The organism is Nostoc sp. (assembly GCF_036916575.1).
Taxonomy (GTDB): domain Bacteria; phylum Cyanobacteriota; class Cyanobacteriia; order Cyanobacteriales; family Nostocaceae; genus Nostoc.
Genome location: NZ_JBALGC010000077.1, coordinates 39885 through 59260 on the forward strand (window position 1 = coordinate 39885; position 19376 = coordinate 59260).

Sequence of the window (19376 nt, forward strand, 5' to 3'; positions counted from 1 at the left end):
TTCTTCCTCATCTCCCCCTGCTTCCCCTGCTCCCCCTGCTCTCTTTTTATGCTGCTTGCGGCTCAACTAGATTTTCTATTCCCTGAACCACAGTTGCCGATTCAATTTTGTCACCCGCCTTCAGTTTATCCAAAACTTCTCTGCCTTCGCTGAGATAGCCAAAAACGGTATAACGACCATCCAAGAGGTTGCGTCCGGCGGGGGTGAGTTCTGGTTCAAAGAGGAAGAAGAAAAATTGCGAAGAACCTCCATTCACTTCACTTTCGGGACGAGCCATCACCACTGCACCAAAGGCAGAGAAAGGCAGAACTGGCATATCAACGTAACGACCAGCTTCTTCGAGAGTAATGCCATAAGTAGGTGCTTTATCGCCCTGAACTAAGATTTCTAAAGGTATGGCGCGATATTTGCCCGTTGTTGGGTCAATGAAACCCACCTCTTTTCCAGCGGGATCTCCAGTTTGCAGAAAGTAAGATTCTTCAGAACGGGTAAATTCTAAACCATTATAAAAACCCCTCTGTACCAAATCTACAAAATTACCAGCAGTGACAGGGGCGCTGTAACCGTCTACTACCAGGGTCAAATCGCCTTTATTAGTTTTGAATTCTACAGTGGCACGACCTTTAAGTTGTGGCAGGTTACTGTACTGGGCAGGCACTTCAAAGGGGAATTTCTTCACCATTGACTCTTCTAGCTGAGTGACGAGATTCAGCAGTTTAGTTCTCTCTTGCAGAATTTGTTCTTTATCTTTGCTGTTTGACAATTCTTGCAGTTTACCCACCCCCGATTTTAACTCGGTAATCCAAGCTTCAGCTTGGGGTTGGCGTTCTTTGGGAACGCTTGTTAAGATTTGGGAAGGTTTATCGAGAATGCGGGATGCTTGGCTGATGTCTTTGGAAATAGCACCCCACCGCCGATTCGCCCGCAGTTGGGCAGAGATGTCCTCTAAACTGGCTTGTAGTTGACGCACAGGTTTGTTATCAATCGGGAGTGCATACCGCAACAGAGCGTTGCCGTCGGTAATTGCGTTGCCGGCTGGCAGTGCGGCGCTACTGGAGGGAGTCCACCCAGCTGTAGTTATGCCTAAAAATATTGTTACCAGCAATATTGCCATTAGGCTGTTCTTCAGCCAGGATTTTAATAAGTTAAGCATGGGATAACTCAAATGCAGCATTAAATTGTTGACTGGACGTAACCCATCAATAATCTTCCCACGTTAAGGGCGGAGGATAAATGACTAATGACTAATGACAAATGACTAATGACTAATGACAAATGCCCAATGACGACCCTAGAAGGGTACAATAAATGCCGATTGTCTTCCAAAATTTGAAAGTTTCATGATCTCCAGTAACGACTTTCGACCCGGTGTTTCAATTGTATTAGATGGGTCTGTATGGCGAGTGCTCGAATTCTTGCACGTCAAGCCAGGCAAAGGTTCCGCCTTTGTACGAACTAAGTTAAAAAATGTCCAGAGTGGGAGCGTGATGGAAAAAACGTTCCGAGCCGGAGAAACAGTGCCGCAAGCTACCCTAGAAAAAAGCACGATGCAGCATACCTATAAAGAGGGCGATGAGTTCGTCTTTATGGATATGGAAACCTACGAAGAAGGCAGATTGACACGAGCACAAATTGGCGATCGCGTCAAATACCTCAAGGAAGGTATGGAAGCGGAAGTGATCCGGTGGGGCGACCAGGTGCTGGGAGTAGAATTGCCTAAATCTGTGGTTCTGGAAATTATCCAAACAGATCCAGGTTTAAAAGGTGATACTGCCACAGGTGGCTCAAAACCAGCAACTCTGGAAACTGGTGCAATTGTAATGGTTCCTTTGTTTATTTCCCAAGGAGAACGCATCCGAGTTGATACTCAGGAAGATAAATATATCAGCAGGGAATAACTTTCATATCTCCGGAGATGCTTGCTCCCGATTGAAATCCCTACATAGGGATTAAATCCCTGCCACACTTAAGATGCTAATTTACGGATAGGTCGAGGTAATAAAAACTGTGCCATTGGACTTTAATGAAATCCGCCAACTACTGGCAACTATCGCACAAACAGATATTGCAGAAGTTACGCTCAAAAGCGATGACTTTGAACTAACAGTCCGTAAGGCTGTGAGCATCAGCAATCAGGTGTTGTCGGGAGGTCAAGCGACCTTAGGCGGTGTGGTAGGTTCGGGCTTGACATCGGGTTCATCTTTGGGAAACCAGGTGGCCGTAAGTCAGGTAACGGATGTGTCCACAGGTCGCGTGTTTGAGAATACTGGGACTGGCACACAATTGCAGTTGTCAATAAATCCTCCCTCAACCATTGACCAAAGATTAGTAGAGGTGCCTTCCCCAATGGTGGGAACGTTTTATCGCGCTTCTGCGCCGGGTGAAGCGGCATTTGTGGAAGTGGGCGATCGCATCCGTAAGGGTCAAACAGTCTGTATCATTGAAGCCATGAAGCTGATGAATGAAATCGAAGCCGAAGTCTCCGGACAGGTGATGGAAATTCTTCTCCAAAATGGTGACGCCGTAGAATATGGTCAACCTTTGATGCGAATTAACCCTGATTAAGTATTAATCTATATATGAAATGAGTCATCGCAAATGAGTCATCGTTAAAACTTTCAGTCCTTGCGGGTTAATCCTGATGAAACAAACGTTGCCTTTACCACCAGAAGTGGTGCAACAAGTAGCTGAATACTTCAGCCTGTTAAGTGAGCCAATGCGCCTTCAGCTACTACACTTACTACGGGATGAAGAAAAATGCGTGCAAGAGTTGGTAGAGGCAACACAGACTTCTCAGGCAAATGTGTCAAAACACCTGAAGGTAATGTGGCAAGCAGGTATCCTTAGCCGCCGCAGTGAAGGAACTTGCGCCTATTACCAGGTGGAAGATCAAATGATTTTTGATTTGTGTAATCGGGTTTGCGATCGCCTCGCCACAAGGTTAGAACAGCAAGCCCGTAACTTTCGTGTGTTAAATAGCAAACGGTAAGTTTAAGAGAGTTATGAGTTATGAGTTAAAACTCTTCACTCCTGCACAGACGCGATTAATCGCGTCTCTACTCCTAACTTTTCTAAAGCGGATAATTTTGTTGAAAGCTTTCACGAGTTAATGGCTGTTGTAACTCTAAACCCTCACCGCCTAAAACATCCAATGGTTTGCCGTTAACGTCAATGTACACCTTGGCTTTAGGATTTAAAGTTGTCGCAGTATAAACAACTTGTCCTACACGGCCCATCATTGAGGTGCTACCACCACCACTGGTAAAATCTTTGGATAAATTAACGTGAACCTCATCATTTTCCGCCTTCAGCCCCAACAGCTTGGTTCCTTTGGGGATAGTTGTCGAATTTGTCCCTTCTTTTGGTGGGCCTGCTAACAAATTTTGGAAAGCTGCTTCTAAAGCCTGGTTGGGTTGTACAGAAGCTACTTTAACAGGCTGGGGAACCAAAGCAACATTTTTCTCCTTTGGTTTTAGCCAATAAACATTAGGCGTTTTCTCATTACCTGGCTGCCTAGTTGATGGCTGTGGTGGTTGAGCGATGCGTGCAGAGGGGTTTGAGGGTGTGGGAGTATTGCTGGAGTGTGAAGTAAACCAAGCCACACCGCCACCCACCGCCACAACCGCTGCTGAGACGGCTGCAATTACGCTTGAAGAAATACGATTAGATCCTTGTTGGTCTTTCATGTTCAAAACCTTCCTAACTGAGGGCTGATATGGTAGTTATGTGAGGAGCAGCCTGGTTAAAGACGATACTTACAAGTGGAGAGTTTCCCACAACCTGGAGAAGACTTTATCCCTCAAAATGCGATTATTTTTAATTCTGCAAGTCCGTAATTCAATTTTAGAATTTTTACTTCTAGTCCGTCACCTACCAAATTATGTAAATCTCATTGTTTTTAGAGATGATTGAAAATTAAATTTACAACGCAGAGGAACGCTGAGTATTCCTCACAAAAGTCCTGAGTGAAGAACCCTCTGCGAATCTCTACGCTTACCTTTGCGCCCTTGGAGCGTTTAATCTTTACCCTCTATTGCGGCGGTAATCCACTTATGAAGTGTTGTTGTAACTTCATCAATGACGATTTCTTGAGATTTACGGGTGGCTCTTTCTACAACTTCGACTTTGCCATTAGCGATCGCTCGCCCGGTTACAATCCGATAAGGGATGCCAATCAAGTCAGCATCTTTAAATTTCACTCCCGCCCGTTCATCGCGGTCATCTAGTAAAGTTTCAATTCCCGCTTGATTAAGTTCTGTGTAGAGTTTTTGGGCGATTTCGATTTGTTGAGCATCCTTAATGTTAGGAATTGTGACAATCGCGTGATAAGGTGCGATCGCAACTGGCCAAATAATCCCATCTTTATCGTAAGATTGCTCTACGGCAGCTTGTGCTAGTCGTGACACACCAACACCAAAACAACCCATAATTAGTGGCTTTTCTTCACCCTGTTCATTGGTATAAGTTGCTCCCATGACTTGGGAATATTTAGTACCTAATTGGAAGATGTGACCTGCTTCAACTCCACGGGTGCTTTGTAAGACTTGTTCCGGGTTGTGGATGGCGCGATCGCCTGGTCTTGCCTTACGGATATCTACTACTAGTTCTGGTAACTTAAATTGCTCACCCCAATTAGCACCAACTACGTGATAACCAGATTCATTCGCACCTGTAACAAAGTTTTTTAAATCAACGGCTGTTTGATCCACCAAGCGTAAAAACTTGGGATGAATCTGTTTATTAGCGGTAATATACTCATCTGCGATGTCTGGTGCAATGTAACCTAAAGGTAGAGATTTCGCTGTCCATGTTTGCTGCGCTTCAACATTTGGTACATTCAAACTAATAATAGTTTTAGCACCATATTCAGGAGCTAATTTGGTCAATTCATTTTGCAACTTGACTTCATTAACTTCCTGATCGCCTCGGATGTTCACCAGAACCAACACCGTTATACCATTATCATAAACTGTCTGATAAAGGACGTTTTTCACTAATTGAGTGGGAGAACAGTTGAGAAGTTGACACACCTTTTCAATCGTTTCTGTTCCAGGTGTATCGCGTTTCTCATAGGTTGTAAACCGTGAGGTTTCGGCATCAATTGGTAAAGAAACAGCCTTTTCTACGTTAGCAGCGTATTTGCCATCTTCAGTGTAGAGAACTTCGTCTTCACCAGCTTCTGCCAGCACCATAAATTCTGTGGAACCAGAACCACCAATTGCACCAGAATCAGCCTCTACTGCCCGAAAAGCTAAACCAGAACGCCGCAGGATATTGCTGTAGGCTTTATACATATCTTGGTAAGTTTCTTTGAGGCTGGCTTCATCGGCATGGAATGAATAGCCATCTTTCATGATAAACTCCCGTCCGCGCATCAAACCAAAGCGGGGACGAATTTCATCACGGAACTTGGTTTGAATTTGGTAGAGGTGCAGTGGTAGTTGGCGATATGAGCGAATCATATCACGAGCGATCATCGTGATTACTTCCTCATGAGTTGGGCCTAATCCTAATTGTTGCTCACGGCGATCGATTAGGGAAAACATAATCCCTTCAGCTTTGGTGTAAGTGTCCCAGCGTCCCGATTCCTTCCATAAATCCGCAGGTTGTAATTGTGGTAAAAGACATTCTTGTGCGCCTGTAGCGTTCATTTCTTCCCGCACAATCTGGGAAACTTTTTGCAGTACCCGCCACATCAGCGGGAGATAAGCATAGATACCACTACCGATGCGACGAATGTAGCCTGCACGCAGTAATAATTTATGGCTAGGAATCTCAGCATCAGCCGGATCATCCCGCAGTGTAACAAATAACATTTGTGAAAGTCGCATCGTTTATTTCCTTTCCAGAATCTCTAATTTGTTTATAAACCACAGACGACTAGAAATCGCGGCCACGCAAACAAAGTCCGCCCAGGCGGACTAAGAAAAGCTCTTCAACAGAGAACATTGCCCTATATTCTTCTGTACGAAGTTCAATTTCGCGTTTCTACAGGTCAAAAACCAGTAAGCTGTTCCAATAACCTTGTATATATTGGGCGGGTGAGACGCCCACCCCACAAGAAATGTACAATTTCAGATTATGCAAACTAGATGTGGTTTAGCTTACCAAAAATCCTTAACTGAACCGTATTGTGTAATAGACTTCTTGCATAAATGCTTAAATTGTCATGTTAAGCAAATTTTTCATTTTTAATTACCAAAACTAAGTACAGTTTTGCATAAAAGCGTAGCGTTTTTAATGCAGGGGAACGCATTGGCATTGTAAGCCGACGCATTGCCATTGTAAGCCGACGCATTGGCATTGTGAGCCGACGCATTAGTATTGTAAGCCGACGTATTGGCATTGCTGGGTATTGCCAAAATTAATCGCTACGAATTAATGAAATGCTGTACTAAGTTTTTTATCTCTTCATTAGTAAGTCTGCGTAGGTACACTTCATTAAAATAAGCTGCTTACAGCAGTTTTCATGTATTAAAACCACATCTGTCGTAGGGGCACAGCAATGTTCCGTAGAGCGTGGTCTATTTACCTGAAAATAACTGTAAGCAGGTTTTGTGTGTCGCCGCGACTTCAGGCGTCAGGGCATTTTACAGCCGTTAAGATATCTTAAAAGAAATAACTACCGGGTGATTAGAAATCGCGGCATTTTTAGGAGAAACTACCTTGGCAGATGTAATTTATCAAGCACAGGCGCCCTTAGAATTTATTCCTCCAGCGTTTAACCCCTTATTTCTACGAGTTGTCCATCTGTTGCTACCCAGTTGGATAAACTGGCAAACAGCTATTACCCAAATTGAAGCAGACAACGTAAAGGCTCTGGTGGATCTCTATCGCCAGTTTCAGGAGGGTAAAATTCGTTTTATGCTGGCATTTCGCCATCCTAAAACAGATGATCCACTTTGTTTAGGTTACTTGCTGTCTCAACTCGTGCCAAAGGTAGCGCGATCGCAAGGCACAACGCTACAATTTCCAATTCACGCTCATTTTATCTACGATCGCGGTATTCCTCTATGGGCAGGTTCCTATGTAGGTTGGATTGCTTCTCATTTAGGTGGTACTCCGATTCAGCGGGGTAAAGCTGACTGGACGGGGTTACGTTCGGCGCGTGAGTTGTTTGCCAATGGTAAATTCCCGATGGCTGCTGCGCCAGAAGGTGCTACCAATGGTTTATCAGAGAATATCAGCCCCCTAGAACCTGGTATCGCCCAATTAGGCTTTTGGTGTGCTGAAGATTTGCACAAAGCTGGACGCGACCAACAGGTTCTAATTGTACCAGTTGGGATTAAATATAGTTACGTTGATGCTCCTTGGGATGCGATCACCAATCTTTTAACTGAATTGGAAGCGGCTAGTGGTTTACCTGTGAATCCATCAGAACAAGGTAATCATGCTTCTGTGGATTCGCTTTATCCCCGGTTGTTAACTTTGGCAGAGCATTTACTTTCGCTGATGGAACAATTTTACACGCGGTTTTATCATCAAAAGCTGCCGGATGCCAAAATAGTAGCAGGAGAAATCAAAGATAGAAATGAAGCGTTAGCAGTTCGTTTGCAAGCTTTATTAAATGCAGCGCTACAAATATCAGAACAGTATTTTGACTTGCAGCCAAAAGGTAATTTAACTGACCGCTGTCGGCGAGTAGAACAAGCTGGCTGGAATTATATATTTAGAGAAGAATTTAAAGATGTTAAAGGAGTGTCTGCTGTCGAAAAAGCTTTAGGCGATCGCGTTGCTGAAGAAGCCAATGCACGGATGTGGCATATGCGTTTAGTAGAAAGTTTTGTAGCAGTTTCTGGTAATTATATTCGTGAAAATCCAACAGTAGAAAGGTTTGCTGAGACAACTTTAATTTTATGGCAGATGATTGCCAAAATCAAAGGCAACAAAGCTGTACAGCGTCCACAATTGGGTAAGCAAAAAGTCAAAATTACTGTGGGTGAACCGATATCTGTTTCTGAGCGCTACCCAGCGTATAAAGAAAATCGTTTGGGTGCTAGGCAAGCTGTTGCTGAAGTAACGAATGATTTACAACACGCGTTGGAAGGATTGATTTGATTAGGAGGGTCGCATCTTTAGCTAAAAAGCAGAAGAAAGGTGTCAGTCGTCAGGAGGCTTATTGATTTCGACCCCTTGGCTCCTGGCTCCCTTAACTAGCAAGAGTGCAATGTAAATGCCCAAGTGTTCATCCGAATCGGATATTACTTTCTAAAGTAGATCAATGCAGACAAAAAACTTCCAGCGATCGCAGGTTTAGATGCCCTGTACGGAGATGCTAGCGGGATATGGTTTATTAAACTTATACAAACCCAAAAATTTTTCAAAACTATCTAAGTAAAAGGGTGCAAAAAACCTTAGGCTACTAGGCCTACTTGGCTTTACTCCTATTTTACATTGAAGACAATTAGGTAAAATAAAAATAATTTCAACTAAATATGTAATTGGTTATTTGAGTTTTATAAAATTACCGTTAAGTTATCCAAATTATATTTTCAGCAGAATCACGCTTTTTTGTTTTTGTAATTCCACTTACAAATAGAGAAGTCCAGGAAATTGTGATTCCCTAAATCAATCAAGTTATAAATAATGAAAACTCATAGCTTACTCAATTTACTGAAGATTGGCATTACCACTTTTGGAATCTTCTTTGTGGCTGGTCAAGGAGCATATGCCTCCGACTTAAAGGGAACAGCATTTAACATATCTTTGGAGTGTCTGAACGACACTACTGGTCTTTTTATGGGTAAAAACTCCACTGATGCTAGCGGCTGGCAGTATGCATTTGATTCAAACACAGATGGAATGAACGGGAACTATTGGATTGGGGCCGAGCCAGGGAAAGTAAATCCTTACGATATCTCTGGTATGGCTATCAAAGAGACTGCTACCAGCGTCATTGTGGCAATCAATGGCAATATGAAGTTGACAGGAGAGGCTGAAGGGGGTGCAGCAGGTGGTCAGATTGGATATGGTGATTTGTTCTTCAACATGGCAGGTAAGACCTTTGAAGATGCTATGAGCGGCGGAGATTTGTTTGGTATTCATTTTTCCTCAGTGAATGCTTCCGGGGTACAACAACTAGGTGTTTATAGTGGTGTTCAGGCAAAGACAGTTACTGATAGCAAAGAAGGCTACAGTGTTGGATATGGTGGTTTGGCAGGAGATGGATGGATTTCTTACGAAACTCAGGTAAAACAAGGTGGTGGTGTTGTCAGTTATGGTGATTTGACCAGTAGTTATTTTACCAATAACGGCAAGGACAAAACATTTAATCTCAATGTGATTGACTCTGGAAAATATCTTAGTGGGATCTCGTTTCTAGCACAGGGTGATGTAACGCAGCAGTTGCTAACCACTGGCTATGATGCCAACAAATTCAACGGCACACAAACCATTGCATTTGAATTCAAGAAATCTGCTATTGTCAAATCTACTCCTGAGCCTGCTAGTCTCACTGGTTTAGGAATCGTTGGTCTGGCCTTAGCTGGCAGCAAACGGCGCAAGAGGTCTATTGTAGCAATTGGGTAGGGACTATTCGCAATACAGCTTGATTTATCTTCAGTGATTATGGACACGAGAAAAGACTACATTCTCCTCAATAAAATAATAGCTGGAGTAATGGAACTTTGGATAAAGTTTAAGCGAAAAGTATCCTAAGCTGTATAGATTTTCCTACTAAACATTAAATAAGTAAATTTCAATGCTCTTACTAGAAAGTAAGGGCATTTTCTCTCTAAGATAGTTATCAAATACAAAAATTACTCAGGCAATTTTCCAAACAATCTTGGTAAAGCTCATAATATTCGTTAAACACAAGCAGACGAGCCACTAGTTATTCTGCAAGCTCTAGATACACTTCTGTCAAACTATAGACATATCCGAAAAAGAATGTATAAACGTAGCAGTGCTACGTTTATACAAGGGTTCTGGATAATACATAATTAATTTACTTTAACTTTTTATCCGACAAAGCATCAATCGGGTAATTCACCAAAAAGTTTCCGATAACGCTGCAAAAGTTTTCGGCTAATTGTCGTTACTGTCGTTACAGCGTCTACAATTGGGTAAACAAAAAGTCAAAATTACTATGTGTAAACCCATATCTATTTCTGAGCCTTACCCAGCGTATAAAGAAAATCGTTTGGGTGCTAGGCAAGCTGTTGCTAATGTGACGAATGATTTGCAACACGCGTTGGAAGGATTGATTTGAAAAGGAAGATCAGGGTAAACCTCACCATTAGGGTGTAAAAATTAGCTTTACCTATTAATTGCTCAGCTAATCGTCATTAATTTTTCAAAATAGTTCGTTTGTAGTAAGCGACTCTAGCCGTCTTTTTGGGCAATTTAAATGCTTATTAGCTTATATTCCTTACGTTGTTTTATAATGCTTGGACGTGAAATCTTCCCCTTAAAAGGTTGTAAAACTTAATTGACTAGCATTGGCTCCTATCAGGTAAAAGTCCAAATCCAATCTACGGCTGAGGAAATAGCTTGTCTTTCCCCAGCTAGAGAAAATGATATGCCAAACGATTGGTCTTGTAACTGGTTAAATTTCTGGAAAAATACCAGTTTTGAGTGTCAAAACATAGTCAAACTCGTTTATGGTGGCAAAGTTTGGGGATTAGTGCAATATCGTCTTTATCCCCATCCTGGATATCCCAGTTTTCTAGAAATAGAACATATAGAAGCTCATCGTACAAGTCGAGGAGATGTAGCTGAACGGTTAATTGAACCAATCGGCAAATGGTTAATCTGGTATGCAACCAAGGTGGGTCTAGAATTTTGTCAAACACAAGCAGACGAGCCGCTAGTTATTCTGCAAGCTCTAGATACAGCTGTGTCATACTATAGAGATAAAGTACAGATGGAGTATCTTGGGTTCGCACGTAGCACTCCTGGAAAAGATTTATATGGTTTCAGATTTTCACGAACAGCAGCAGCAGAATTCTGTCAGCTACACGAAAGTCAATGGGGAGAAGCAAAGCTATATGAGCAGTGATGAAATAAAAGTAGGGTCAAGTGAGATGATGACTCACGCTCAAAGGCAAGCTTTTCTAAAAACATCTCTTTTAGGAAAACTATTTGGTGTTGCACATTTACTCCCTAAAGTCGAAGAAGCTACAAACATAGAGTGTGCTCAGGGAACTAATGCAAAAGTAGAGATTATATTATCAGTTAGTGAAAAAACATTTCTACAAAATGTTCTTAAAATCTCCCATTCCTATTTCGGTAAATTTTACTACGCCTTGATTTGGCCTCTCAAAGGAAATTTAGCTCAATAGTCCTTGGTGCTTCATCCTGGAAATACCTTTAAAAGCGTTAGAAGATTTCCAGGATGATATGTAATTTGGTGCTATATTCATAAAACTGCTATCAATTATTTAGGAGTGGCGAGACTCATAACGGCTACAGGATTGCAAGGTTATTTTTATTTTAATTGAGTTATGAGTGATTTAACTCACACGATGAAGATGATAAGTTATCTATGTCTTCTTCGTTCTCTATTTTTGTAGCTTCTTCTATACTTACACCCTTCCAAGGGAAGTTAAACTCTGTCCGAATATTTTTGAGTTCATGAATAGATTCCAAAAAGAAATTTTTAATAGCAGATAGCTGGTTTTCTTGAGATAAAAACTCTTGTAAGCTTTTTCGATAAAATATACCTGACCAGGCTGGCAAAACTTTTAAATTAACATGAGTCCAAATATTAGGTTTATCGTTAATTACTTTCTGCATAGATTCAATAATTTTTGGACGTTCTCTAAAACCAGGAGAAACGTGCAAAAGTATACCTAAATATGGATAATCAGTTACATTACTTGGATTTAAATTGAAGTATCCAAGACCACACCAGAAGTCCCATGTGGAAGAAGAAAGGTGGGTGTAGATAATATATCTTTCATACCATTTCCATTGAGTCCTACTTGCTGCGCCTTTAATAACACCTCCAAAAGCTAACTTAAATTTTTCCTGTACTTCTTCGCTGAGAGTCGATTCCATAAGATTGAGAGTTTTGTTAAAATTAACCATTGTCAATAAGTCAACTGATGAAAATTGATTTATGGTAGACATTCCATTTTTCCTCATGAAAATTAATATTTCTTGAGCTAATATATCAGTCGCATGTTGTTGTAAGTGAGCATAAAATTGATGCCACCTCAATTGATAAAAATTCACCTTTGGCTCTAGATTAAATCCTGGAGTTTTGATTTATTCTTTTGGGTCATAATCACGGGTGATGTAAATGAAAATTCGATGTCTAACATTTGGTAATTTACTCAGAATCTCAGCATATTTTTCTAATTGTCGCCATCTTTCTGTAGAGCCAATTTTTGATTCAATAAATATTACATCTGTATTTAAACCATTCGACAGTTCAACTACAATGTCCAATCTACTATCTTCAGTATGGGTTTCAAGTCGTTTGTGTTCTTGTTGGATTGAAATATTGATGCTGGAATAATTCTCATCAGTAAGAATTGAGTGATATTTTAACCAATTAATTAAAATATGATTATCGGGACTTAGACAAAAATTAAGCCCAAATAAAGCCCAAACTGGCTTTATAGGCAGCAAATACGTCACGATTGAAGGTCAACCAATCGAAAAATCGAAAAGATATAGCTGTTCTAAAAGCTTCTAACGCTTCAGGAAAAGTGTTCAAAGTTTTATTTGCCCACCTTCGTCTTAACCCCCCAGTCATCTGATGCCAAAGAATAAAAGTATAGGCACAAAAAACCAAGATAAAATGCCGAATTAGACTTCTTTTATCTCGGACTTGATATTCTTTTAGCCCTAACCACCCCTTGGCTTCTCTATAAAAAACTTCTACCCAATTTCTTGAGCCATAAGTATCAACTATCCATTTTGGTGTGGTAATTGATGAGGGAACATTGGTGATAAAATAGTCAATATCAGTGGCTTGAGAGAAAGTTGCAGCATTCATAACGATAGCAATCATACGCTTTCCAACAAGTTGTGATATCTCTATTTCTTTAGCTACTACCCATAGTTGTTTCGGCTTATCTAAGTGTAGTTCAACTTCGCTAAAATCTTCTTGGGGTAAAGACTGTGCTAGCTCATCCAACCTAATTGTTTGCTGAATATTATCTTTATAAGTAATAGTTACTTTTCGGTTTTTCGCTAATCCTCCTAAGTATTTTAATCGCCGATTCTCTAACTCTAATAAAAAAGATGTATTGTTGCCATATCCCGCATCTACAATTACTATCCCTGGTTGATATTTTCTCTCTATAGTTTTGTCTATTAACTTGAGCGCTAATTCCGGTTTTTTTTCAAATTCTGAGTCTTGTTTACCTTCTCTTAAAGAACTGGAGTGCTGATATAACTCTATATCTAGTGGTAAGCTTTTCCTCCCATCATATAAATGAGTTGTTACCACTACTATCCCATTATCCGTCTTGCCAATTTCTCCAATATATTGCCTTCCTACCCCAGCAGTAAAATTACCACTTTTCCTATGACCCGAATCATCAATTATTAAACTAAAGCCTCTACTGATTTTGGTTTGACTACACCTGTCCATGATCTCTAAGCGACGTTCATTGATCTTTAACCCAGACCAAGGTGCTTCGGTTAAAAAGTGGTGTAAACGATGGTAAGTCACCCCTATAGCATCCTCTGCCATTTGAAAGAGGTTTTTTCTCTCACTTTCTCCCAATAATCCCCCTAAATAATGTCTAAACTCTCTTTTTTGAGCTTTATGAGTAAACACGTCATCAAACCGTTTACACCATTTTTCAAAACACGGAGGCATGGCTGCGGGGGTTGTCTGTTTCATGTTAAAGTTACTTTAACGTGAAAGCTATACTAGTAAAGCATTATACTGTCTTTTTGTTCACTTTTTTGTTTAAGTCCCATTATTCAGAGATAAAAAATAGGCAATAATCTCAGTAAAAAAATCTTCACGTGGTTTGGTTGCTGAATGCAGATTGAGTAAATTGCTAAACAAAGACATTTATTTTTAAGTATTTAAGGTAATTCCAAAAAAGTTATACACAATGACTAAGCTTGTAGTCCAGCTTGAACAAGACTACAGAAAATTTTTATACGTGCTGCTTGTATTGAGTATTACTAGCAGTGCAGCAGTTATAACTTAGTTGATCGCAGTTTGACAAGAGTGCTACACAGACGATACCAACAAAAAATAGGGGTAAAATTTTACCCCTACAAAGTTGTGTATTCTTTTAAGAATCGCTAGAGAAGTTTATTACTCTTGAGTTAAGTGACTTTCTAGCAAAGATGCGATCGCTTCAGGTTGAATATTCTTGTATTTCTTTTTACCAAGTTCTAAAACACAGTTGGGGGCGCTGCTACAGCATTTTTGGCAACTAGTATGTTCAATGGTAACTTTGTCTAATAAATCGCGATCGCCCAAAGTTTTTTCTAATTCTGATAAAAACCCTTTACCACCACGTTTGAGACAACCTGACTTTTGACATACCATAATCCTCGCTTTGGTTTCAGGCGGTAAATCTTGATTTGGACACGCATCAATTGGTGTCACCCGATAGGCTTTGATTTTAATTTTACTTGTGCGTGAGTCTACCTTACTATGACCACAAACGCGAATTTGCTGGCCAGGAACTAAGGATAAACTTAGAGAACGGCGTAACTCTTTAGGCAATTTAATTTCCACATTTCCAGATGGAACTGCCAATTGCAAGTATTTATATTTTCCTGGTTCACCACCAACAAAACCTAGTAACTGTCCCTCAAGGTTTAATTCTGATAACGTCAAATACTTGTTACCCATGATTGATAAAAAGTTATTGGGGATTGGAGATTGGGGATTGGGGATTGGGGATTGGGGATTGGGTACTGAGAAAGTATTCCTAAATATTATTTATTTCCTAGTCCCTAGTCCCCAGTACTCAGTACCCAGTCCCCTTACGCGAGGCGTTTAGCTTCTACAGTTTGAGGTAAATTTGCTATGTCTGGCAAATCATGAAATTCCAATTCCCAACCATTTGCTAGGGTGAGAATCTTGCCATCATTTCCATCGGTTTGTTTGACGACTTCTTCTTCAAGGTCTTTTTTAGCAACGTAGACTACTAAGGTGCCGGCGTCATTCATGCGTAGCATTACTTTCATGAGATTCCTCAACAGATTCTAGTTCTTTTTTCATACAGCCGACGACGAACCCTGTTTCTAAGAAATGCACAGCATAAATATAGGAAGTCTGCAAATATGTGCCTATACTTGCTATGTAGCCGATATCTCCTTTGTTTACTAAAACTTGGCCGACTTCCTTACCAGGAAAAGTACCATCGTTTTTGAGCAGTTTCCGAACTCTGACTTTTTCACCAATTTCAAAAGCAGGTGGCAAGTTTAGCTCTAATTCATCGCGTTGCATGAGAGTACCTCTGTTCTCTGACCAAATTCAATAGTTCTTCTGTCGTCAGGCTACGTTTTTTCTGTACTGATTGATGGCGCACTGCGTCTAAAACAGACTGGGTTTCTTGTGAGTTTAAGAAAATGCCATGCTGCTGTAGCAAGTTTGAAACTAAATGTCGTCCAGAATGTTTGCCAATTACTAAACGCCGTTCCCAACCAACTTCTTCGGGAGCAAATGGTTCGTAGGTAATGGGGTTTTGCAGTACTCCGTGAGCATGAATGCCAGATTCGTGAGCAAAGGTATTTTCGCCGACGATCGCTTTCCAGGGTGGTACATCGGCACCTGATGCAGCTGCAACTAGTTGAGACAGTTCCAGCAAACTCGGTGTGTCAATGCCCAAATCAACGCCGTAGATGCGTTTGATAGCCATGACAACTTCTTCTAGAGCTGCATTTCCTGCCCTTTCACCCAATCCATTAACTGTGGTATTCACTGATGATGCTCCGGCTTTGATACCAGCAAGGGCGTTGGCAGTTGCTAGACCAAAATCATTGTGGGTGTGGATTTCTAGGGGAATCATCAAAGCTGAAACCAGCCTTTTGACCTTTGTATAAGTGCTGAAAGGGTCGAGAACTCCTACGGTGTCGCAGAATCGGAAGCGGGATGCACCCCATTCTTGAGCATAAAGCGCTACATCTAATAGGAAGTTTTCATCGGCTCTGGAAGAATCTTCTCCGCCGACTGCTACCCAAAGACCTTGATCGACTGCGAAGCTGATACAGTCTTTGAGTTTTTGCAAACTTACCCGCCATTGACCGTGAAATTTGGCAGCGATTTGGATACCAGAGACGGGAATGGCAATATGCACCCTGTTCAGACCGCAGGCGATAGAAGCCTTAATATCTGACATGACAGCGCGGTTCCAGCCCAGGAGTTTTGCTTGCAAACCTAAGTTAGAAATTGCTGCGATCGCTCGTGTTTCTTCGTCACCCATTGCCGGTATACCGACTTCTAATTCAGGAATATTAATGGCATCGAGAAATTTAGCGATCGCTACTTTTTCTTCTAGATTAAAGGCAACACCTGCTGCTTGTTCGCCATCACGTAATGTAGTGTCATTAATTATGATTTGATTCATTGCAAATATCCCTCTCTTGGAAGTATTCTTAATATCCCTTCTCTCTACAATCCCTAGTTACAGTAAATGCTAAAAATATCACAATTCATAATGCAGGATATATGATCCTTAATTATTGCCCTATTAGTAGCATTACATCTGTATGGCAGGGAACTAAAACCAGGTATAATTTACTAACCGTTTTTACCGATGTCAGTTGAATTTTCTTCGAGTAGCAATGAACTAATATAACTATTAGCAAATCCGGAACAAAGTAATACACAAAATCCAGCAATTAAGGATGTAATCATCTTGGTTACCTCAGATTTTCTAGAGCATTCGGGTATAATTTAGGTTGGTAATGCTACTCAAAAGTAATGGAAATTAGCTAACTTTGTTCTGCTAGCCAGTCAAAAATCTTTTCTAGCTGCTCCAAGTCAACTAAACCATACTGCCAGAGGAGCATCGGTAGTGGACCATTTTCTAATTCACGGTGTCGCAGAGCTACAGCAATATCGGCATTTGAAAGTTCAAGTTCATTGTGCAAAAAATTGAGGAATTTTATATCTCTGTTACGAGTCGCCATAATCGAACTTTCAATTTCTTAATTTGGGAAATAATTAAAAATCAGAAATTCCAATTTTTATTTGGTAATTTCGTCTTCTTAATTGTCGCTAGATGTCAGGAAAACTTCAGATTTAGTAGATTAAACAAAATCTAAAACTCGGCTAATCTATCTCAGTCTGCAACAAAATCTGCTAGCGTACAGTAACTTCAACTTCTAAACCTATTCGAGCTTTGTGCATCTATGAACAAAAAGTATGAAGTGTAGTGCTTGCGTCATGAATTCAAGATTAATAGTGTCTTGAACAGACGCGATTAATCGTGTCTGTACCGCTCACTGTAATTCCAGCAACGCTCTAGCCACTCCAGTAATTCGTGACGAGAAGCAAGAAATTGCATAACTGTACTGCGAATTAAAATTGCTTCTAGCAAATTGTTCACTTGCACTCGTAAAGAACCATCGGGGGGACAAGAACTGTTAATTTTTAACTCTTGCAAACGGTAATAGATTCGCCAGCGATCGCTCAAAGGAATTTGCAAAACTTGATCGCTTAAAGTGTGATTTGTCATTTGTCCTTTATCCTTTGTCATTTGTCGGTTGTGCTTTGTCCTACCCTGCGGGAAGCCCTTCGGGTGACGCTCGGTCCTCTCTACGAGACGCTGCGCGAACGCTAACGCTGCGCTAACAGCAGTCGCTCATGGGGGAAACCCCCAAGACCGCGCTGCTTCACCGCTGGCGCGTCTATGTCAGTTGTCAGTTGTCCTTTGCTAATGACTAATGACCAATGACCAATGACTAATGACTCTTAACGCTTAAAGTTTGCAGTTGTTTTTCGAGTTGCTCAATGCGCCAGAGCAAAGAATGAATCACAGTTGCTTCCACATCGGGTAGCTTTCCATGTTCTAAAGGAGAAAGACTGACGCTTTGATTTCGGGAAATAATTCGACCGGGAACTCCCACAACTGTGCAATCACTAGGGATATTCCGCAAGACAATCGAACCTGCACCAATACGGACGCGATCGCCAATTTGCAGATTACCTAAAACTTTTGCACCCGCCCCAATCACTGCATTTTTACCCACTGTGGGATGACGCTTACCAGTTTCTTTACCAGTTCCGCCAAGGGTGACGCCCTGATAAATCAGTGTATAGTCGCCGACGATCGCAGTTTCGCCAATCACAACACCCATTCCGTGGTCGATAAACACGCCCTGACCAATCTCTGCACCTGGGTGAATTTCAATTCCGGTCAAAAATCGCCCCAAATGAGAAATTAAGCGGGGAATAAAACCCACACCTCGACAATGTAACCAGTGAGCAAGACGATGCAAACATAGCGCGTGCAATCCAGGGTAGCAAAACACTACTTCTAGCCAATTACGTGCTGCTGGGTCGCGCTCAAAGATAATGCGAAAATCACTCAATAATGGCTCAAAAAAAACGCCAGAGAGGAGATTTTTCAGCAGGGATGTATGTGCAGAATCCCGCGTTTTGATAGTCTGGGTATCGCTGATACTGTCTAAAGACTGTTGCATCGGTAATGTCTATCTGGTTGAAAGAGCCTTGTGTTATTTTTATGCTTATATCAGGCGACTTCCAACTGCACAGGAAACCCAATGCTGATTGGATTTATTGGATTGATTAAGGTTGTACTCAAATGCCAAAACCCCGACTTAAGATAAATTGAAAATATGTCTTGGGGTAGGGGCGCTAGTATTTAATGATAGGGGTACTAGTATTTTTGGGGCAGGGTTTAAGAATTTCTGTACTCGCTACAAGAAACTTTACCTGTAAGAGTTTGCTAAGATTTACTCAAGAGATTTTGTAATATATTAAGTTGTACTCAGATGCACTCAAATATGAGTTAGATGAGATTACAAATCAATTTTTTGTATATGCTACTACTATTAGTATCCTATTATTTGGTTAAGCGAAAGACAAGTTTCTTTATTTTCTTTTAGGATTTGCTGTCTGTATGTACATATACCTTTCAAAATCTAGTTATAGCTCATAGTGACTAACTTATTATATAGATGTGTGGAAGTTGCGCTCGCAAAAACCTTTAAAAATCTCGTTTCCAGGTAGAATCTGGAAATGTACTTCATTGGGCTGCTGCCGCAAATTCGGGAGGCGGAGCCTGCCAATAGGCATTCCCAGTCAGAGGCTGGGAACGAGGTATCTGAAGATTCGTTAATGGAGTTCAAAGGCTCATTAATGGAGTTCAAAGGCTCATTAATGGGGTTCAAAGACTCATTAATGGAGTTCAAAGACTCATTAATGGAGTTCAAAGACTCATTAATGGAGTTCAAAGACTCATTAATGGAGTTCAAAGACT

21 protein-coding genes and 2 pseudogenes are annotated in these 19376 nt (G+C 41.0%); 9 read left to right on the forward strand and 14 right to left on the reverse strand.

Translation table 11 applies throughout. From position 1 onward, the window contains the following. Positions 1-46: 46 nt before the first annotated feature. Positions 47-1153: a peptidylprolyl isomerase gene (locus tag V7L29_RS16080; protein ID WP_334736111.1), complete on the reverse strand. Its 1107-nt coding sequence runs from the start codon at positions 1151-1153 to the stop codon at positions 47-49. A 187-nt stretch (positions 1154-1340) separates the two neighbouring features. Here V7L29_RS16080 and efp point away from each other — a divergent pair, with 187 nt between their 5' ends. The 3 genes from efp (at position 1341) to V7L29_RS16095 (ending at position 2989) form a co-directional block, all read left to right on the forward strand. Further along, positions 1341-1898, forward strand: coding sequence for an elongation factor P (gene efp / locus V7L29_RS16085; protein WP_334692051.1), 558 nt, complete (start codon positions 1341-1343; stop codon positions 1896-1898). Between the two features lie 109 nt (positions 1899-2007). Continuing rightward, entirely contained in the window at positions 2008-2565 is a 558-nt protein-coding gene (gene accB, locus V7L29_RS16090) for an acetyl-CoA carboxylase biotin carboxyl carrier protein (protein ID WP_334692052.1), read from the forward strand. Between the two features lie 76 nt (positions 2566-2641). Further along, the gene (locus tag V7L29_RS16095) at positions 2642-2989 is read left to right on the forward strand and encodes an ArsR/SmtB family transcription factor (RefSeq protein ID WP_334692053.1); all 348 of its coding nucleotides are present in this window, start codon (positions 2642-2644) and stop codon (positions 2987-2989) included. Positions 2990-3071: 82 nt separating this feature from the next. On the opposite strand, the gene V7L29_RS16100 is transcribed toward V7L29_RS16095, so the two are convergent. The 3 genes from V7L29_RS16100 to V7L29_RS16110 form a co-directional block, all read right to left on the reverse strand. Next, entirely contained in the window at positions 3072-3686 is a 615-nt protein-coding gene (locus tag V7L29_RS16100) for a GerMN domain-containing protein (RefSeq protein ID WP_334736112.1), read from the reverse strand. Between the two features lie 330 nt (positions 3687-4016). Next, positions 4017-5831 (reverse strand): proline--tRNA ligase, encoded by a 1815-nt coding sequence (locus V7L29_RS16105; RefSeq protein WP_334736113.1) that lies wholly within the window; start codon positions 5829-5831, stop codon positions 4017-4019. Positions 5832-6191: 360 nt separating this feature from the next. After that, complete coding sequence (locus tag V7L29_RS16110; protein WP_334736114.1) at positions 6192-6362, reverse strand: hypothetical protein; 171 nt, start codon at positions 6360-6362, stop codon at positions 6192-6194. Between the two features lie 304 nt (positions 6363-6666). Between V7L29_RS16110 and V7L29_RS16115 the strand changes: the two genes are divergently transcribed. The 5 genes and pseudogenes from V7L29_RS16115 to V7L29_RS16135 all read left to right on the forward strand — a co-directional run bounded on the left by V7L29_RS16115 (position 6667) and on the right by V7L29_RS16135 (position 11282). Further along, on the forward strand, positions 6667-8058 hold the full coding sequence (locus V7L29_RS16115) for a 1-acyl-sn-glycerol-3-phosphate acyltransferase (protein WP_334736115.1): 1392 nt from the start codon (positions 6667-6669) through the stop codon (positions 8056-8058). Between the two features lie 528 nt (positions 8059-8586). After that, the gene (locus V7L29_RS16120) at positions 8587-9528 is read left to right on the forward strand and encodes an XDD3 family exosortase-dependent surface protein (protein WP_334690430.1); all 942 of its coding nucleotides are present in this window, start codon (positions 8587-8589) and stop codon (positions 9526-9528) included. Positions 9529-10045: 517 nt separating this feature from the next. After that, positions 10046-10210 (forward strand): annotated as a pseudogene (locus V7L29_RS16125) (1-acyl-sn-glycerol-3-phosphate acyltransferase); the annotation flags it as partial. Positions 10211-10429: 219 nt separating this feature from the next. Next, complete coding sequence (locus tag V7L29_RS16130; protein WP_334736116.1) at positions 10430-10999, forward strand: hypothetical protein; 570 nt, start codon at positions 10430-10432, stop codon at positions 10997-10999. Continuing rightward, entirely contained in the window at positions 10989-11282 is a 294-nt protein-coding gene (locus V7L29_RS16135) for a protochlorophyllide oxidoreductase (protein WP_334736117.1), read from the forward strand. The genes V7L29_RS16130 and V7L29_RS16135 overlap by 11 nt, the downstream gene beginning before the upstream one ends. Positions 11283-11442: 160 nt before the next feature. Here V7L29_RS16135 and V7L29_RS16140 read toward each other — a convergent pair whose 3' ends face one another. The 10 genes from V7L29_RS16140 to cysE form a co-directional block, all read right to left on the reverse strand. Further along, positions 11443-12177: a hypothetical protein gene (locus V7L29_RS16140; protein WP_334736118.1), complete on the reverse strand. Its 735-nt coding sequence runs from the start codon at positions 12175-12177 to the stop codon at positions 11443-11445. 33 nt (positions 12178-12210) lie between these two features. Next, complete coding sequence (locus V7L29_RS16145) at positions 12211-12585, reverse strand: PD-(D/E)XK nuclease family protein (RefSeq protein ID WP_334736119.1); 375 nt, start codon at positions 12583-12585, stop codon at positions 12211-12213. Next, positions 12536-13801 carry an IS701 family transposase gene (locus tag V7L29_RS16150; protein ID WP_334736120.1) on the reverse strand — a complete coding sequence of 422 codons (1266 nt, stop codon included), beginning with the start codon at positions 13799-13801 and terminating at the stop codon, positions 12536-12538. Before V7L29_RS16150 ends, V7L29_RS16145 begins: the two co-directional genes overlap by 50 nt. Before the next feature lie 429 nt (positions 13802-14230). Beyond that, on the reverse strand, positions 14231-14776 hold the full coding sequence (locus V7L29_RS16155) for a (2Fe-2S) ferredoxin domain-containing protein (protein WP_334690427.1): 546 nt from the start codon (positions 14774-14776) through the stop codon (positions 14231-14233). A gap of 134 nt (positions 14777-14910) precedes the next feature. Continuing rightward, entirely contained in the window at positions 14911-15114 is a 204-nt protein-coding gene (nifT, locus tag V7L29_RS16160) for a putative nitrogen fixation protein NifT (protein ID WP_334690426.1), read from the reverse strand. Next, entirely contained in the window at positions 15089-15376 is a 288-nt protein-coding gene (locus tag V7L29_RS16165; RefSeq protein ID WP_094327372.1) for a nitrogen fixation protein NifZ, read from the reverse strand. The genes nifT and V7L29_RS16165 overlap by 26 nt, the downstream gene beginning before the upstream one ends. Then, the gene (nifV, locus tag V7L29_RS16170) at positions 15363-16496 is read right to left on the reverse strand and encodes a homocitrate synthase (protein WP_334690425.1); all 1134 of its coding nucleotides are present in this window, start codon (positions 16494-16496) and stop codon (positions 15363-15365) included. The genes V7L29_RS16165 and nifV overlap by 14 nt, the downstream gene beginning before the upstream one ends. Positions 16497-16863: 367 nt before the next feature. Next, the gene (locus V7L29_RS16175) at positions 16864-17061 is read right to left on the reverse strand and encodes a DUF2949 domain-containing protein (RefSeq protein WP_334690424.1); all 198 of its coding nucleotides are present in this window, start codon (positions 17059-17061) and stop codon (positions 16864-16866) included. A gap of 293 nt (positions 17062-17354) precedes the next feature. Then, the gene (locus tag V7L29_RS16180; RefSeq protein WP_334736121.1) at positions 17355-17609 is read right to left on the reverse strand and encodes an Asr1405/Asl0597 family protein; all 255 of its coding nucleotides are present in this window, start codon (positions 17607-17609) and stop codon (positions 17355-17357) included. A 226-nt stretch (positions 17610-17835) separates the two neighbouring features. Continuing rightward, positions 17836-18576 carry a serine O-acetyltransferase gene (cysE, locus tag V7L29_RS16185; protein ID WP_334736122.1) on the reverse strand — a complete coding sequence of 247 codons (741 nt, stop codon included), beginning with the start codon at positions 18574-18576 and terminating at the stop codon, positions 17836-17838. 559 nt (positions 18577-19135) lie between these two features. Here cysE and V7L29_RS16190 point away from each other — a divergent pair. Further along, positions 19136-19376: pseudogene (locus tag V7L29_RS16190) on the forward strand (hypothetical protein); the annotation flags it as partial.

Coding starts and splice junctions, on each gene's coding strand:
- V7L29_RS16080 (WP_334736111.1), bottom strand. CDS start 1,153: ATGCTTAACTTATTAAAATCCTGGCTGAAGAACAGCCTAATGGCAATA.
- efp (WP_334692051.1), top strand. CDS start 1,341: ATGATCTCCAGTAACGACTTTCGACCCGGTGTTTCAATTGTATTAGAT.
- V7L29_RS16095 (WP_334692053.1), top strand. CDS start 2,642: ATGAAACAAACGTTGCCTTTACCACCAGAAGTGGTGCAACAAGTAGCT.
- V7L29_RS16100 (WP_334736112.1), bottom strand. CDS start 3,686: ATGAAAGACCAACAAGGATCTAATCGTATTTCTTCAAGCGTAATTGCA.
- V7L29_RS16105 (WP_334736113.1), bottom strand. CDS start 5,831: ATGCGACTTTCACAAATGTTATTTGTTACACTGCGGGATGATCCGGCT.
- V7L29_RS16120 (WP_334690430.1), top strand. CDS start 8,587: ATGAAAACTCATAGCTTACTCAATTTACTGAAGATTGGCATTACCACT.
- V7L29_RS16135 (WP_334736117.1), top strand. CDS start 10,989: ATGAGCAGTGATGAAATAAAAGTAGGGTCAAGTGAGATGATGACTCAC.
- V7L29_RS16150 (WP_334736120.1), bottom strand. CDS start 13,801: ATGAAACAGACAACCCCCGCAGCCATGCCTCCGTGTTTTGAAAAATGG.
- V7L29_RS16155 (WP_334690427.1), bottom strand. CDS start 14,776: ATGGGTAACAAGTATTTGACGTTATCAGAATTAAACCTTGAGGGACAG.
- nifT (WP_334690426.1), bottom strand. CDS start 15,114: ATGAAAGTAATGCTACGCATGAATGACGCCGGCACCTTAGTAGTCTAC.
- V7L29_RS16165 (WP_094327372.1), bottom strand. CDS start 15,376: ATGCAACGCGATGAATTAGAGCTAAACTTGCCACCTGCTTTTGAAATT.
- nifV (WP_334690425.1), bottom strand. CDS start 16,496: ATGAATCAAATCATAATTAATGACACTACATTACGTGATGGCGAACAA.
- V7L29_RS16175 (WP_334690424.1), bottom strand. CDS start 17,061: ATGGCGACTCGTAACAGAGATATAAAATTCCTCAATTTTTTGCACAAT.
- V7L29_RS16180 (WP_334736121.1), bottom strand. CDS start 17,609: ATGACAAATCACACTTTAAGCGATCAAGTTTTGCAAATTCCTTTGAGC.
- cysE (WP_334736122.1), bottom strand. CDS start 18,576: ATGCAACAGTCTTTAGACAGTATCAGCGATACCCAGACTATCAAAACG.